This is a genomic window from Allobosea sp. P1_A7 (assembly GCF_056406775.1).
Genome location: NZ_JBFTZN010000126.1, coordinates 1 through 15,542, shown reverse-complemented (window position 1 = coordinate 15,542; position 15,542 = coordinate 1). Strand labels below are relative to the sequence as shown.

The 15,542-nt window shown below is 65.4% G+C and carries 11 protein-coding genes and 2 pseudogenes; 7 read left to right on the top strand and 6 right to left on the bottom strand.

The annotated features are described in order from the left end of the window. The first annotated feature begins 54 nt into the window (after positions 1-54). The 4 genes and pseudogenes from AC1D34_RS21015 to AC1D34_RS21000 all read left to right on the top strand — a co-directional run bounded on the left by AC1D34_RS21015 (position 55) and on the right by AC1D34_RS21000 (position 4,537). Positions 55-468 carry a RidA family protein gene (locus AC1D34_RS21015; RefSeq protein WP_476825222.1) on the top strand — a complete coding sequence of 138 codons (414 nt, stop codon included), beginning with the start codon at positions 55-57 and terminating at the stop codon, positions 466-468. Beyond that, positions 455-1,810: an NAD(P)/FAD-dependent oxidoreductase gene (locus AC1D34_RS21010; RefSeq protein WP_476825221.1), complete on the top strand. Its 1,356-nt coding sequence runs from the start codon at positions 455-457 to the stop codon at positions 1,808-1,810. Before AC1D34_RS21015 ends, AC1D34_RS21010 begins: the two co-directional genes overlap by 14 nt. A gap of 20 nt (positions 1,811-1,830) precedes the next feature. After that, entirely contained in the window at positions 1,831-3,348 is a 1,518-nt protein-coding gene (locus tag AC1D34_RS21005; RefSeq protein ID WP_476825220.1) for an aldehyde dehydrogenase, read from the top strand. Positions 3,349-3,391: 43 nt separating this feature from the next. After that, positions 3,392-4,537 (top strand): annotated as a pseudogene (locus tag AC1D34_RS21000) (serine hydrolase domain-containing protein). Between the two features lie 210 nt (positions 4,538-4,747). Here AC1D34_RS21000 and AC1D34_RS20995 read toward each other — a convergent pair. After that, on the bottom strand, positions 4,748-5,794 hold the full coding sequence (locus tag AC1D34_RS20995) for a sensor histidine kinase (RefSeq protein ID WP_476825219.1): 1,047 nt from the start codon (positions 5,792-5,794) through the stop codon (positions 4,748-4,750). Positions 5,795-6,298: 504 nt separating this feature from the next. Then, complete coding sequence (locus AC1D34_RS20990; RefSeq protein ID WP_476825218.1) at positions 6,299-7,669, bottom strand: DUF1254 domain-containing protein; 1,371 nt, start codon at positions 7,667-7,669, stop codon at positions 6,299-6,301. A 568-nt stretch (positions 7,670-8,237) separates the two neighbouring features. Between AC1D34_RS20990 and AC1D34_RS20985 the strand changes: the two genes are divergently transcribed. Then, the gene (locus tag AC1D34_RS20985; protein ID WP_476825217.1) at positions 8,238-9,620 is read left to right on the top strand and encodes a TAXI family TRAP transporter solute-binding subunit; all 1,383 of its coding nucleotides are present in this window, start codon (positions 8,238-8,240) and stop codon (positions 9,618-9,620) included. A 109-nt stretch (positions 9,621-9,729) separates the two neighbouring features. Here AC1D34_RS20985 and AC1D34_RS20980 read toward each other — a convergent pair whose 3' ends face one another. Continuing rightward, positions 9,730-11,244, bottom strand: coding sequence for a phospholipase D family protein (locus AC1D34_RS20980; RefSeq protein WP_476776911.1), 1,515 nt, complete (start codon positions 11,242-11,244; stop codon positions 9,730-9,732). Positions 11,245-11,662: 418 nt separating this feature from the next. On the opposite strand from AC1D34_RS20980, the gene AC1D34_RS20975 reads away from it, so the two are divergent. Further along, the gene (locus tag AC1D34_RS20975; protein WP_476825216.1) at positions 11,663-13,132 is read left to right on the top strand and encodes a DUF2252 domain-containing protein; all 1,470 of its coding nucleotides are present in this window, start codon (positions 11,663-11,665) and stop codon (positions 13,130-13,132) included. A gap of 23 nt (positions 13,133-13,155) precedes the next feature. Here AC1D34_RS20975 and AC1D34_RS20970 read toward each other — a convergent pair whose 3' ends face one another. From AC1D34_RS20970 to AC1D34_RS20960, 3 genes are all read right to left on the bottom strand, one after another. After that, complete coding sequence (locus AC1D34_RS20970; protein ID WP_441492219.1) at positions 13,156-13,290, bottom strand: hypothetical protein; 135 nt, start codon at positions 13,288-13,290, stop codon at positions 13,156-13,158. A 345-nt stretch (positions 13,291-13,635) separates the two neighbouring features. Continuing rightward, a complete protein-coding gene (locus AC1D34_RS20965; protein ID WP_476825215.1) occupies positions 13,636-13,944 on the bottom strand; it encodes a hypothetical protein in 309 nt (102 codons plus the stop codon). 151 nt (positions 13,945-14,095) lie between these two features. Beyond that, on the bottom strand, positions 14,096-14,464 hold the full coding sequence (locus AC1D34_RS20960; protein WP_441492217.1) for a hypothetical protein: 369 nt from the start codon (positions 14,462-14,464) through the stop codon (positions 14,096-14,098). 730 nt (positions 14,465-15,194) lie between these two features. Here AC1D34_RS20960 and AC1D34_RS20955 point away from each other — a divergent pair. After that, positions 15,195-15,410, top strand: a pseudogene (locus tag AC1D34_RS20955) (hypothetical protein); the annotation flags it as partial. Positions 15,411-15,542: the final 132 nt, after the last annotated feature.

Below are 15,542 nucleotides of genomic sequence, written 5' to 3'. Positions count from 1 at the left end.
GGCGCCCGCGCCGCGCTCCCTCTTGGCGCAAGGCAACGTCATGCGAAAGCGATCATGAGCGACACCAGACCATCAGCGGGCGGCCGGCGCCTGATTTCCTCGGGCAGCGAATTCGAACAGACCTATAGCTACAGCCGGGCCGTGGTCGTCGGATCCCATGTCATGCTGTCGGGCACCACGGGCTACGACTATGCCTCGAGCACGCTGGCCAAGGGCGCCCGCGAACAGACCCTGCAGCTCTTCCGCAATGCCTCGGCCGCCTTCTCCCAGGCCGGCGCGACACTTTCCGATGTCGTGCGGGTGCGGATGTATCTGTCGCAGGCCGCTCACTACGAAGAGATCATGGCCGTCTTCGCCGAGACTTTCCGGGGCGTGAACCCGGCCTGCACGACGGTCGAGGCCGGGCTGTTCGATCCGGAGATCCTCGTCGAGATGGACATGGATGCCATGCTCGATGTCCGCGCTTAGCCTGTTCCCGCACGCCCCGGACGATGTCGTCGCGCAGCTCGGCGGCGAGCGGGTCGCGCTGCCGCGCCAGGCCGATGTCGTCGTCATCGGCGGCGGCATCATGGGGGCGGCATCGGCCTATTATCTCGCCGGCGCCGGGCTCAGCACCATCCTGATCGAGCGGGACAAGGTCTCGTCCCAGCAATCGGGCCGCAACTGGGGTTTCGTGCGGACGCAGTATCGCGATCCGCTCGAATTGCCGCTGGCGATCGAGGCGCTCAGGATCTGGCCGGAGCTCGAACAGGAACTCGGCCAGCCGATCGGCTGGCGCCGAACCGGCTGCATCTTCGTGGCGGAGACCGACGCGGAGCTCCAGAGTTTCGCGCATTGGCAGGATGTCACGCGCGACATCGCCGTCGATGCCCGGATGCTGTCTCGCGCACAGCTCGCAAGCCTGATGCCGGCGCTGCGCGGCCAGGCGCCCGGCGCGCTGCACACACCCTCGGACGGGCAGGCGGAGCCCACGCTCGCGACCACCGCCTTCGCCCGGGCGGCGATGCGGCGCGGCGTCCGCGTGCTCGACGATTGCGGGGCGCTCGCCATCGAAGTCTCGGGCGGCCGGGTCAGCGGCGTCGTTACCGAGCATGGCCTGATCCGCTGCGGCACCGTGGTCTGCGCGGCCGGCCTGCAAAGCCACCGCCTGCTCGCCCCGCTCGGCCTCGTCCTGCCGCAGCAAGGCGTGCGCAGCACGGTCTCGCTCACCGCCCCGCTGCCGCCGCTCAGCGACGCCTGTTTCTGCGGCTTCGGCATCGGCTTGCGGCAGCGCGCCGACGGCTCCTGCATCATCGCGGCCGATTCAAGCTCCGATATCGATCTCTCCCTCGATTCCTTCCGGGCCTCGCGCTTCTTCCTGCCGGAGCTGCTGCGCTACCGCAGCGGCTTCGCCTTCAGGCTCGGGCGGCCGCTCCTCGACGATCTGCATGAGCGGCTCTCCGTGCCGAAGCGCGAGCGGCCGGTGGCGCGCCGGCGTCCGCGCATCCCGGCCAATGAGGCGCGGGCGGCCAAGACCGGCGAGAGCGTCAGGCAGCTTTTCGCCGGAGCGGACGGCATCGAGATCGTGAAATCCTGGGCCGGCCAGATCGACGTGATGCCGGACGCACTGCCGGTCCTGGACAGCCCCTCGGAGATCGCCGGGCTGATCGTCGCGACCGGCTTCTCCGGGCACGGCTTCGGCCTCGGCCCGGCCGTCGGGCGCCATGTCGCCAGCCTCGCCAGCGGTGACGCTCCGGCCGCGATCCTCGCGCCGCTGCGCTTCGACCGTTTCGCGCGCGGCACCTATTCGCGCCCGCACGCCCCTCTCTGAGCCTCATCCGGGATGTCGTCATGAACTTTGAGACCGCGACCCATTACCGGGCCATCGCCGACAGGCTGGCGCTGCCCGCCGGGGCCTTCATCGACGGCGCGCTCGCCGGCCCGGCCGACGGAAAGCTCCTCGAAAACGTCAACCCGGCGACGGGCGAGGTGCTGACCACGATCGCGCATTGCGGGCCTGACGATGTCGACCGGGCCGTGGCTGCTGCCCGTCGTGCCTTTCGCAATGGCTCCTGGTCGCGCGCCGCGCCCGAGCTGCGCAAGGCGGTGCTGCTGCGGCTGTCCGAACTGATCCGCAGCAACGCGACCGAACTCGCCGTGCTGGAAAGCCTCGACAGCGGCAAGCCGATCAGGGACTGCCTGAAGGAGATCGCGATCGAGGTTCCCGCCACCTTCCAATGGTATGCCGAACTGATCGACAAGAGCTTCGGCAGGGTCGCGCCCACCGGCGAGGACGCCTGTGCGCTGATCACGCGCGAGCCGATCGGCGTGGTCGGTGCCGTCCTGCCCTGGAATTTCCCGCTGCTGATGGCGGCCTGGAAACTGGCGCCGGCACTGGCCAGCGGCTGCTCCGTCGTCGTCAAGCCGGCCGAGCAGACCGCGCTGTCGCTGCTGCGGCTGGCGGAGCTGGCGACTGATGCCGGTCTTCCCGCCGGCGTGCTCAACGTCCTGCCCGGCCTCGGCGAGACCACCGGCCGGGCGATCGGCCTGCACAGTGACATCGACGCCGTCTCCTTTACCGGCTCGACGCAGGTCGGCCGGCTGTTCCTGCGCTATGCCGCAGAGAGCAACCTGAAATCGATCGGGCTCGAGATGGGCGGCAAGAGCCCCTTCATCGTGCTCGATGATGCCGAACTTTCGCCGGAGCTGATCGAGAACGCCGTGACTGCGGCCTTCTGGAATGGCGGCCAGAACTGTTCCGCCAATATGCGCCAGATCATCGACCGGAAGCGCCAGGAGGAATATCTCCATCTGGTCACGGAACGCGCCCGGGCGCTGGTCGTCGGAGATCCGCTCGATCCGGCGACGGAGCTCGGCCCGATGGTCTCGGCCGAGCATCGCCGGACGGTGCTGGGCGTTGTCGAGGCCGGGCATCGCGAGGGCGCGCGCTGCGTCCTCTCCTCCTCGCAAGCGCTGCAGGCGCAGCCCGGGAATTTCCTCGGCCCGACCGTCTTTGGCGACCTGAGCCCACAGATGACGATCGCGCGCGAGGAGATTTTCGGCCCGGTGCTCGGCGTGCTCCCGGTCGACGGTCTGGATGAGGCGCTGGCGGTCGCGAATGACAGCGATTACGGGCTGCACGCGACGCTCTACACCAGGGATCTCGACCGGGCGCTGTTCATGTCCCGGCGACTGGCCTGCGGCACCGTTGCGATCAACGGCTTCACCGAAGGCGATCTCAAGACGCCGTTCGGCGGCTATAAGCGCTCGGGCTCGCTGGCGCGCGACAAGGGCCTGGAAGCCATGGGGCAGTACCTGCAGACGAAGACGACCTGGATCAGCATCAGCGCGCCGACACGGCAGGGATGATGTGGCGGGACAGGCAGGCCGGGATCTTGGCCAGGAACGGGCAATGGATAAGGCGATGAGCATGGACAGCTCCACCCGCGCGCAGATCGAGCGCTTCTATGACGGCACCTTGCTGCCCGACGAGATGGTCGCGACGATGTCGACCGATGGCGGCTGGTTTCCCTCGCGAACCATCGCACGCGCATCGACGCCGTCCGTGCTGAAACGATCCGGCCAGGCCCTGCCACCGCTCGCCATCCAGGACCACGGCACGAGCTTCGACCTCTACGACTATCTCTCGGTCAACCGCGTCGCCGGGCTGATGGTGCTGCGCGATGGCGAGGTGGTGCAGGAGAGCTATTCACTGGGCATCGGCCCGCAGACGATGTGGAATTCGTGCTCGCTCGCCAAATCGGTGGCCGCGACGCTGGTCGGCATCGCGCTGCGCGAGGGCGCCATCGCGAGCCTCGACGACCCGGTGACGCGCTACGCCCCGCTCGGCGGCGTCTATGCGCAGGTCTCGATACGGCAGCTCTTGCGCATGGCGTCCGGCATCCGCTGGCGCGAGGCCTATACCGACCCGACCTCCGACCGCAGGCAGCTGCTGGACATCCAGATGCAGTGGCAGAAAGGCGGCATCGCCCGGCATATGTCCGGCCTCCCCGCCGAGACGGCGCCGGGGCAGTCCTGGACCTATAATACCGGTGAATCCTACCTCGTCAGCGCGGTGATGGAAGGCGCCACCGGCACGAACCTCGCCGATTACCTCTCCACCCGGCTGTGGTCGCGCATGGGCGCGGAAGCCGACGCGACCTGGTGGTCGGAGAGCCCGGACGGAATGACCGTGTCGGGCAGCGGCATGCACGCGACCATGCGCGATTACGCCCGTTTCGGGCAGTTCGTGCTCGATGGCGGGCGCATCGGCGGCGAGACCCTGCTGCCCTAAGGCTGGACCGGCGAAGCGGGTTCGCCCTTCCCGATCGGCGACACCCTCATCCCCTATGGCTATATGTGGTGGATTCCCGTCCTCGATGATCCCGCGCTCAAGGGCACCTTCCAGGCCGAGGGCATCTATGGCCAGTACATCCACATCAATCCGCAGAAGCGCCTGGTCGTCGTGGTGCTGAGCGCGCGCTCGAAGCCGAGCTTTCGTCAGCGCCTCGAGATCAATGACGACGCCCTTTTCGCGGCGCTTGCCCGCGCCTTGTGAGGGACAGGGCCGGAGTGCGTTTCCCGCAACGATGGACAAGGGCGTTCGCGCGGCATCCTGTTGCCCGAACTGGCACCATATTGGCCTGGATTGCGAGAAGAGGGCAGAGGCGAACCGACGAGCAGGTAGGTCTGCGACGACAGATCACGCAGCTTGTCCGGGCAATAGGCTGCTCATCGCATCCAGCGCCCGGGAGACCTCAAGGGAGTTTCAGGCCGCGCTCGGCATGCGCGAGATGAAGCTCGCCCGGGTGACCGAAATCTTCATGCCCCCGGCCCCGCTCTGCGCCTCCATGACGGCGTCGAGCTGCTTGACGAGCGCTTGCACGATGGCCGTGCCCAGTCCGGTGCCGGCGTCGCTTGCCGTCTTTCCGATGCCATTATCGGAGACGATCAGCTTCCAGTCGGCACCGTTGATCTCGTAGGTGACGAGGATCATGGCATCGGCCCGGACGACGGGGAATGCGTATTTGATGGCATTGATGACAAGCTCGGTGACGATGAGGCCGAGGCTCACGGCTTGATCGGAACGGATCGCTCCTGAATCCGCCATCACCTTGACCGTGATGGGCTGGCCCTCCCCGACCATTGACGAGGCGAGGCTGCCGCAAAGCTTGGTGAGGTAGGAGCTGACCTCGACCTGGTCGATCGCCTCGGAGGTGTGGAGATGCCGCTGCACTTCGGCGACCGACATGACGCGTTGATGCGCATCCTTCAGGTGCTGGCGAGTTTCCTCCGATGAGACAGCCCGCGCCTTCAGCAGCAGGATGCTGGCGATGATCTGGAGGCTGTTGGCGACGCGGTGCTGGATTTCCTGAAGCAGGACATCCTTCTGGCGCAGCAGCTCTTCGGTTTGCGTGAGAAGCTCCTCCTTCTCCCGCTCGACCGCCCGACGCGCCGTGACGTCGGTGCAGGTGAGAAGGATCCTTGTGGCCGAGCCGTCTTCGTCGACCATCTGCCGGGCATTCAGGAGAATGGTCCGCCGGCCGAGATCGGGACAATCATGCTCGACCTCGAACCCGTCCATGACGGCATGCGTGGGAATGATCCGTTCCAGAAGAACGCGAAGGGCAGCGATGTCCCATTGGCCGTCGCCCAGCGTGGAGAGCGGACGGCCCGGCGCTTCGTCAGGATCGATGCGGAAGGCGGTGCAGAAGGCGTTGCTGGCTGCCAGGACACGAAGCTGATCGTCGAGCACAACAAATGGCTCGGGGATCGTATTGACGATCGCCTGCGCCAATGTGCGTGGGTCTGCCATGTCTTGAGAAATCCTTCTGGGACGCGGCAAGCCCCCCGGCGGGGAGCACAAGCGCATTCTCGGGCCGGCGACCGGCCCGTTTCCGAGGGATAATACACCTTGCAGTGATCACTGTCGCAGCCCGAGCGGGGCTTTCGGGCTTCCAGAAGGGTCCAATGCCCTCATCGCGAATGACACCGCCGATGGCCGTCTTCGATCACCGCCGAGCCTGCGGTCTGGAGTAACTGACGTCCTGGATCATCGGACCGGAAATCGTATCCGGTTCGTTGATCTAACCCTTTGTGTTTGCATCGTCTTTCTCGAAAACCGCAATCCACTTTTCGGGCCGATGCCTTAGCGGGTCCAGTCCGGTCGAAGGGCGTTTGCGGATCGCCCCGCCGCGACCAGGGCTGACTGACCGACCGCAGCCTCCGCGCCATTCACTCACGCGGGGCAACCGCGAGATCGAGGGCTTCACATGCCGGGGCACCGCAGCGGGTTCGTTCCGGTGCCCTCTCCTGGGGATTACTGGCCCACCACGGCCGGAAGCCCCTGCGCCCTGGTGATGGCTGGGGGGTTCCATTTGCCAGTCAAGACCTCGGATTTCGGGCCGTAGAGCCGCATCGTCAGATTGAACTCGCCCTTCGGCGCCGGAAGCCAGTTCGCCTCCTTGTCCTTGCCCGGATTGGCATTCTGGAAATACAGGTCGAGCGATCCGTCGGCGCTGAATTTGAACGGCATCCAGCTGCTGACCGCAAAGCGATCGAGACTGTTGGCGACCTGAAATCCCTCCGGGTCGTAGAGCGTGACCGACCAGAAGGCGTTCACGGGTGGCAGGGCGCCCTTTTCAAAATGCAGCGTGTATTTGCCGGCGCCGTCGAGCGGCTTGCCAGATTCGTCACCTAGATTGAGGGGGTAGACCGCATCTTCGGGGAGATTGGCGCCCAGGCCTACCTGCGCAACGATAGCGCGCTTGAGATAGTAGTTTCCGTAGACGCCCATGGTATCGGTGTTCATCGACCAATGGTTCGCCACCCGGGCGAGCGTCGGGATCTTCCATTCCATGAGCTTCTGCCCGGCCTCGGGTGCAGCTTCGAGGCCCTTCTTTACCGCCGGCGGGAGCTTGTCGATATCGAAGCTCTCGCCCGGCACGATGCCGATGCGCTTCATCTGAGCGATGATCGGCTGATCCGTGGAATGCGGCGGATGAAGCTTCAACAACTCGGCGGCGTAGGCGAAGTACTTAGCCGCAGGCATGGTGTCGACCTGAACCTTCGGCGGCGTCTTCATGTCGATGCTGGGATCGATCTTCACCTCGACCGGCTTCGGCGCCTTGCCCCAGTCGGACAGGGCCGTAACCTTGTAGCCGGCCTGGACCTTGTGAACGGCCTCATAATCCGGCGGACCGTCCGTCTTCGTCCGGCCGATGATCCAGACATAGGGCGTCGGCGCGCCGATACGCGCCATCCCGGCTGGTACCGTCCCGGTCCAGCCAGGAGGTGTGATCAGGAAATTGCCGGCTTGCGTCCCCGTCGTCCGCCATCCCGGCGATGCGAAGACGTCGGTCCACATGTCGAGCATGGGCAGAAGATAGTAACGGCCGCCCGTGTCGGGTGCGGAGACGACCTGCGGTTCCTTGGTCAGATCGAGCCACGCAATGGAATAGAGCGTGTCGAAATTAACCCGGACGACGACCTTCATATCGGCCGGCGGGAACGCCGGCACGTTCACGAACATGTTCATCGGGCCCTTTCCGAATTCTTTTCCGGCCTCGATGTTCGTGGATTGCTTGCGGGTTACGTCCATGGAGAGCAATGGATAGAAGTAGAGATAGGCATCGACCCCAATGGCTTGAGCCTCAGCTTCGGTCAGCGCCGGCTGCGAACCCTGGGCCATCGCGATATGTACAGATCCAGAACCAAGAAAAACACCCAGAGACAATCCAATTGCAATTTTATTCATTTCAGTCTCCCGCTTCCGCTAGAGATGTCAGAACTTAAATTCGGAAGCTCAGAATTTATCTTCCGTAGATCAGGATACCGATGCACCGATTTATGTAATCATCGATTTGATATTCGGCGAACATTTGTTGTCGACAAAGGCCACGCAGAATTCATTGTGACTGAGAAGGAGACCGCGTCAATTCGTAATGGAGCGGGAGAGCCGACATGCTTGGCCTCTGCCATGAAGGCCGAACCTGGCCGTTACACGACGCGCCTCGGCGCCATTCCTGCTGGCCTCCTGCGCCAGTTCGCCATCCCGACCATCCGAATGCCCGGCTCTGCAGCCCTGCGAGAGCGGAGCACGTGCCAATGCCATGGATGACGTGGCCGTATAGTGCGCTAAGCTTGCCCTGCCGAGCTCGTGGGCTGCCCCTGCTGAATGGGTTCAGGGTCCGACTTATCCTGGCTTGCAGGGGCTGAGCCGACGTCTTCGAAGCGAGGCGCAGTTCGGGACATGTGCCATGAACATCTCGATGTCGCGTCTCCTGCTGATCGCCGCGGCGGCCTTCGCGCTGCTCACCGCCGCCGTCGTCGGCTATCTCTCCTGGTCGCAGCCCCTGCATCTGCGCGTCGCGGCCGGCCCCAAGGACGGGATCGATGCCAAGCTGCTGATCGCCTTCAATCGCCTGCTCGACGTCAACCGGGCCGGGGCGCGCCTGGACCTGGTCACGACGGCCGACATGCACGAAAGCAGTCAGCTGCTGGAGAAACGGGAGGTCGACCTCGCCGTGCTGCGGCTCGACGATCCCCTGCCGACCGGGGCTGCACTGGTCGCAATGCTGCGCACCAATCTCATGATCGCTGCAGCACCGGCCAGGCTCAAGCTGGAGACCCTCGCCGACGTGAAGGGCAAGCGCCTCGGCCTTGTCTCCCGCTCACCGCTCGACGAGCCGTCTTTCGTCCGGCTGCTCGACATGGTGGGCCTCACACCGGCAGATGTCCGCATGACGATCATCAAGCCCGAGGATGTCGCCCGGCTCGTCGCCGGCGGACAGCTCGATTGCGTCGTCGTGCTCGGCGTCCCCGCCGATCCCGTGGTCAGGGACGTGGTTGCCGCGGTCGGCGACAAGCGCAAGACTCCCCCGACCATCCTCAGCATCGAGCTTGGCGAGTCCCTGAAGCAGAACACACCGGCCGCCAGCTCCGAGACGATCGAGAAGAACGCCTTTCCGCGCCTGTCCATTCCCGACGACGATGTCGACACGGTCGGGGTTCCAACCGCGCTGGCCGCCAATCGCGCCTCGACCGGCCCCATGCGCGTGCGGCTCTACAACAACGCGATCATGGAGGTGACGCGCGGCCTGCTCGAACGGCGCAGCGAGCTGGCGCGCGAGATTCCGCTGGCCAGCCTGATCACCCCGCCCGAYAGCGAAAAGGACGCACGCTTTCCGCTTCACCCCGGAACCGCCGCCTATCTGGAAGATACGGACACGAGCTGGTCGACCCTGTTCAGCGAACAGATCTGGAATGTCGTGCTGGTCGGCGGGGTCATCAGCTCGATGCTCGCCGCCGCCGGCGGCTTCCTCAACCAGGGCGGCGCCGATCCGATGGGCGGGATCCTGTCCCGCCTGAAGGACATCACGGAACGCGCCGGCGCCTCGACCGATCCAGCCGACGCGCAAGGGCTGTCGCAGGAACTCGGCGTCCTGGCGATCGACATGGCAGCCCTCGGCTACAAGCGCCGATGCAGCTACGAGGAGTTCGCGCCGCYGCAACTCGCCTATGAGAGCGCGCGGGACGCTGTCGCGGCACTGCGCGCCGGACCGCCGCCCACGGCTCGCGGCGACATGGCATCGGAAGCCGTGGCGCGGCCCCAGTCACTGCAACGGGAGCGCAGCCCGTGAGCCCTGCCCCTGTCGCACGGCGCTGATGGCCGCCCCGGCAAGGACGCTCGCGATGAATGCCCCGCCCACGAGCACCCGGACATTGCCCGCGCGAGCCGGGTTGTGGGCGTCAGAGTTGCGAGTCGATCGGCAGGAGCTTCAACAGGTCGGCGACGAGGCGCCGGCGCAAACGGGTCTCGGGCTCGCCCCGATAGTGGACGCTTTGCCCCTCCCGCGCCGTCTCCCAGACGATCCCGCCATTCGGCTCGAGCAGAACACGGTAGCTGTTGGCGGGCCCGACGCCGGTCGCCATGTAGGCGACCAGCCTCTCCGCCAGCTCCGGGCTCTCGATATAGAGCCCGGCCTCGGTGTTGATCACGGCGGAGCGCGGATCGAGGTTGAAGCTGCCGATGAACACGGCCTGCCGGTCGAAGGCCATGGCCTTGGTATGCAAGGCTGCAGGTGACCGGCCGGAACGGAGCGACCAGCCCGGCCGGTAGGCGTCGGTATCCGGGCGCAGCTCGTAGAGCTCCATGCCGTTCTCCAACAGCCGCCGGCGGGTCTTGGCGTAGCCGGAATGCGCCGGCAGCATGTCGTTCGAAGCCAGCGAATTGGTCAGCACGCGCACCCGGACATGGCGCTCGTGCAGCGCCTTGACGGTTGCCTGCGCCCTGGCGGGAAGCACGAAATACGGCGTCTCGACGAGCAATTCCTGCTTCAGCTCGGCGACACGCCCGCGGATGAACGCAACCACATGGTCGCTCTCGATGCCCGGCGCGATGGTTTCCGGATCGTCGGCGATGACCCGGCCCTGTGCCCAGACGAGATTGTCGCGAAGCTCCGCGCTCTGGAGTGCCAGCTCGTCGAGGTCCTGGTCGATCGGATAAGGGTATTCGGCGGCGGCGATCTCCGCGCGCAGGCGAATGAGGATGGCATCGAGATCGGCGGCGCCATAGCTGCGCTCGACGATCGTCGCGATCGGCACGGTCGAGGGATTGTTCCAGAACCGGTCGAAAACATCGGACAGATTGCGCACGACAGGCCCGACCGCCAGCACGTCCAGATCGCGATAGTTGGCGATCGTGTTCACGCCATAATAGATGTCGCCGATATTGCGGCCGCCCACGATCGCCGCAGCATTGTCGGCAACCATCAGCTTGTTGTGCATGCGGCGGTTCAGCCGGCCGAAATCGACGATATAGTCGAGCGCAGACCAGCGCCGGTTTGTCACCGGATTGAACAGGCGGATCTCGACATTGGGATGCGCGTCGAGGGCGGCTTTGACGGCATCGCTGGCCTTGTAGAAGGCGTCGTCGACGAGAAGACGAACCCTGACCCCGCGATCGGCCGCCTTCATCACGCTGTCGACGATGATGCGGCCGGTGATATCGCCGTCCCAGGAATAGTACTGCATATCGAGGCTGCGCTCGGCCAGGTCGGCCAGCGCGAGACGGGCGATGAAGGCCTCACGCCCGTGGATCAGGAGGCTGAAGCCGGAGAGGCCGGGATGTTGATCGGCAGCCGCGCCGAAGGATTGTCCCAGCCTGGTCGAGGCGGGGTCGCCGAACGCCGTCGATATGCTGCGCTGGTCGTCGGACCAAGGGCGGGCAGCGCGGCCGGTGAAAACCCTACCCAGCCAATTCACGACCATGCGCGGGATTGCGCGCGCGCCGGGCGCCCGAGGCCGGACCGACCCTGCAGAACGGCTGGTTCCTTGCGTATCGGCGCGTATCGGGCTGGGCTTTTCGCGGCGCATGGTGCTCTCCACCATCCCTGGCTGGCAAGCAAGCGCGGCAGCGGGCAATCCGTCAAGCACAAGCCGCGGGCCAATTGGCCTGTGCCTCGAAAAATCACGGCCAATGCGGTGGGGGATACTGCAAGGATATTGGGCCATGCCCGGCCAGGCGCGGCGGTTGTGGCGTGGCGCTGCCCACACCGGAGAGACGACGCGCGGAACGAGCCGACAATTCGGTGCGATCAGGGCCTCAAAGGCAGTTCTCGAATTCGCGAAAAGGCGTACCTTACGCAAAGATTGCGCCGGCTGTTTTCTGTGTGGGGGCGTCATGTCTGCAAAATCGAACAGGCTCGCGTCGCCAAAGAGGTCTGAGCTGGAGGTCCTGCACGGCGCCAGCGCCGACGAGATCCTCACCAATCGGCCGCTACCGGATGAATTCACGCGGGTGATGTCGTTGGCGGAGCGGATGGAGGCCGGAAAGGCGCTTCGCGATCGCGTCCCCCGCCCGCAGCATCGGACATGGGCGCCGAACGGAAGCCGCCCCGACCCGCTCGCCCTTCTTCAGGCGGCGGATGCCGATCGCATTCCCGAGCTCGTCCCCATCCGCTATGGGCGCATGCTGCAGTCGCCCTTTGCTTTCTACCGGGGATCGGCAGGCATCATGGCAGCCGATCTCAGCACCACGCCGAACACCGGCATCCAGGTGCAGGCCTGCGGCGACTGCCACCTGATGAATTTTGGCGGCTTTGCCACGCCCGAACGCAACATCCTCTTCGACATCAACGATTTCGACGAGACCTTGCCCGCCCCCTGGGAGTGGGACATCAAGCGGCTCGCGACCTCGTTCGTCCTCGCGGCCCGGTCGATCGGATTGCCGGCCAGGACCGCGCGGGACACCGCCATCGCCTGCGTGCGCAGCTACCGCAGGCACCTTGCGACTTACGCGGACATGCACCCGCTCGACGTCTGGTACGCGCGCGTCACGGGAGACGATCTCGTCTCCGTGGCGCCCGCGCGCGAACGGGGCCGAATTCAGAAGCGGATCGCGAAGGCGGCCCAGCAGGACGGCTCGGAAACCGATTTTCCCAAGATAACGGACATGGTTGGCGGTCGCGTCCGCATTCGCGACATGCCGCCCCTGATCTACCATCCCGAGGGATCGCGGCGTCCGGATTTCGAGGAGCAGTTGAAGCGGATCTTCCGCGATTATCGGGAGACCTTGTCCGAGGACCGTCGCGTCCTGCTGGACCGCTATCATCTGGTCGACGCAGCCATCAAGGTCGTCGGCGTCGGCAGTGTCGGGCGCCGCTGCTGGGTTGTCCTAATGATGTCCTCCTGCAACGACCCCTTGTTCCTGCAGTTCAAGGAGGCGGTGGCTTCGGTGCTAGAGCCCTATGCCGGCACGAGCGCCTATTCCCAGCACGGCCAGCGCGTCGTCGTCGGGCAGCGCCTGATGCAGCCTGCATCGGATCTGTTCCTGGGCTGGGTCACCGCCGAGCTTTCAGGCAAGCAGTTCTATGTGCGCCAGTTGCGCGACGCCAAGATCAAGCCGCTGGTCGTGACCTTCGACGCCGAGCTGCTCCTGAGCTACGCCCTCGCCTGCGGTTGGGTGCTGGCACGCGCACATGCTGTCGCCGGCAACGCCGACGGCATCAGCGGCTATCTCGGATCGAACGACCAGTTCGACGAGGCATTGGGCGATTTCTCGGTGAGCTATGCCGACCAGGCGGAGCGCGACCATGCCGCCCTTAAGGCCGCCGTGCGCCTGGGCAAGGTCAAGGCCTATCTGGACGCCTAGCGGAACCGGTCACGGATGGCGCTTCAATGGATCACGACCGCCGCAATCAGGGCGAAGGCTGCGGCAAGGGTGAAGAGAGCGAGCCAGGCGGGATAGCGCGGTGCCATCCACAGCCCGAGCGCGCGGCAATGATCCAGACTCGACCACAGGCTTGTCATGGTGGTCTCCATCGCATGTTGCCGGGATCGGACCATCCGCGGAGAGGCTGAACCTTAAGGCTGAGGCTAAAGCTGAGGCCAAGGCCGAGGCTGGTCGCCGCTCCGCGAGCGATCGTCCGGAGACCTGGGTCAGGCCGCCGGCGATATCATCTAAGCGGCATCGGACATGGCACGGGATCGCGCCAAATGCCTGGCCCTTGCCGGGCTCGACTGGAATTGCGGTGGGCCGAGGCAAGGTCGGCGTCGGGGCTGGTCTCAGTTCGGTCCGAAGCGAGACGGCCCCTTCACTGGACGCTCAATCGGCGGATTAAGCAAGCAGCCCGCCCGCGTCATCTTGGCCACGCCTCAGGCGCGGACTGCCGACGGGCTGACAGGCACGACCGTGAACCGATCGCGGGGGCGCCGCGGTGCGAAGCTCGTCCTTTGATTGAGGTCGCCGGTCTCGTAGCGCATATAGGCCTGGATCGCGGTCATCACGGCGCCAAGCGAGGCGTAGGGGCCAAACCGGATCATGGGGAGCGCCAGCACGCCGCGGTTCTGCGGGCCGATCCAGAAGTCGTCATCCCGCTCCGCGACAATCGTTCCGAAATGGCGACCGAGCCGGTCCTTCATTTCCCAAACGCGGTGCTCGAGCTGCGTGACGACGATGTCCATGAACGCCTCCGGCCGGCCGGTAGCGCGCTTGCGCCGGTCGCCAGGATATGGGGTTGCCGGGTCATGCCGATAAGGTCGCCAGCCGGGAATACAGCCGCCGCGACGAGGCCAGGGCGTTCACGCCCCCTGGCGCTGCCGGCCGCCATCGCCGTCAGAACTTCTTCCTGGTGATCAGGGTCAGCCGCCCATTGGCACCGGTCTCGGCGACGAGCACCTGCAGCGATGACAGCCCCTGCGCCCGAAGCGCAAGGGCGAGGAGCGGTGCTGCATCGATCGCCGTCCGGAGCTTCTGCAGTTCGTCATCGCCGCGTGCTGCGACGATCCGGGTGACGCGTAGCCGTTCCGGCTTTGGCAGCGCGCGGATATCGACGACGATCACCGACCGGTTCCTCAAGGGTCCCGATGCAGCCACGGGACTGAGCCCGACCTCGCGGTCGACAGCAGCTTCTTCAGGCGGAGCCTGGGCCTGGGCGGCACCGGTGAGTGCGAGGGCGGAAACCGCGGCCACGATCGGGATCATGTGCATCGGCAGTCCTTCCATCCGGTCACGGGTCGGCGCGGAGTTCAGGCACGCCCGGGCGGTAACGCCCGTGCTGCGATCACCGCCTCGACGCGTTGCGAGCCCCCATCCTGCCCATCCGGTTTCGTGCAGGCCTCGTGATCGTCATCTCGCCGAGCAAGACTGCGCTGGCGATCTCGCGATCCCGCGCGACGTTTCAGCAGAGCTGCGATTCCCTCTACCAGAAGTGGACAATGACCAAGAACTGCAACTAAAATACTCACTACAGTCAGATCTTTCCGATCAAACTTTAATCTCGGACAGATTTTATGATCAAAAAATCACCAGAGGAATGAATACCTTTTAAAAGCCTGATATCCTCTGAGAAAGCGGGGCAGTGAAACGTCAAATACGCAAATTTGTACAGGGTTTTCTCTACCCGATTACGCTTTTGTTACCCGCCCGGAGTCCACAAGGAGCAGGGATGCCACAGTCGATGCGATCACGGCATGGCGCCCGGGCCAATCGCCGCCGCGCCCTGCGCCCATGGAGCAGCCGGGTCAGAACGGGAGCCTCGCCTGGAGCAGCGGCGCCATCGACGGCGCCGCTGAGGGGCGTTCCCCGGCGTCGCGGTCGCCCTCGCCCGGCGGCATAACATTCCGGCATGAAGTCATGCCTGCCGGCGGATTGCCCGCCGGGGCCCGGTTCCTATGCTCGGCCCACGGACACACTCACTTCGGATCAGCTCTTCATGGCACATGCGACCACCGCGCACCCTCGCCCGGGAGATCACGGCGCGACGGCCGATCGCCCTGTCGGGCTGAAGCAGACCTCCCTGAACACGGATACGGCCGTGGAGATGATCGGGGTCAACAAGTGGTATGGCGAGTTCCATGTGCTGCGCGACATCAACCTGAAGGTGGCGCGCGGCGAGAAGCTGGTGATCTGCGGCCCCTCAGGCTCGGGCTGAACACGGATACGGCCGTGGAGATGATCGGGGTCAACAAGTGGTATGGCGAGTTCCATGTGCTGCGCGACATCAACCTGAAGGTGGCGCGCGGCGAGAAGCTGGTGATCTGCGGCCCCTCAGGCTCGGGCA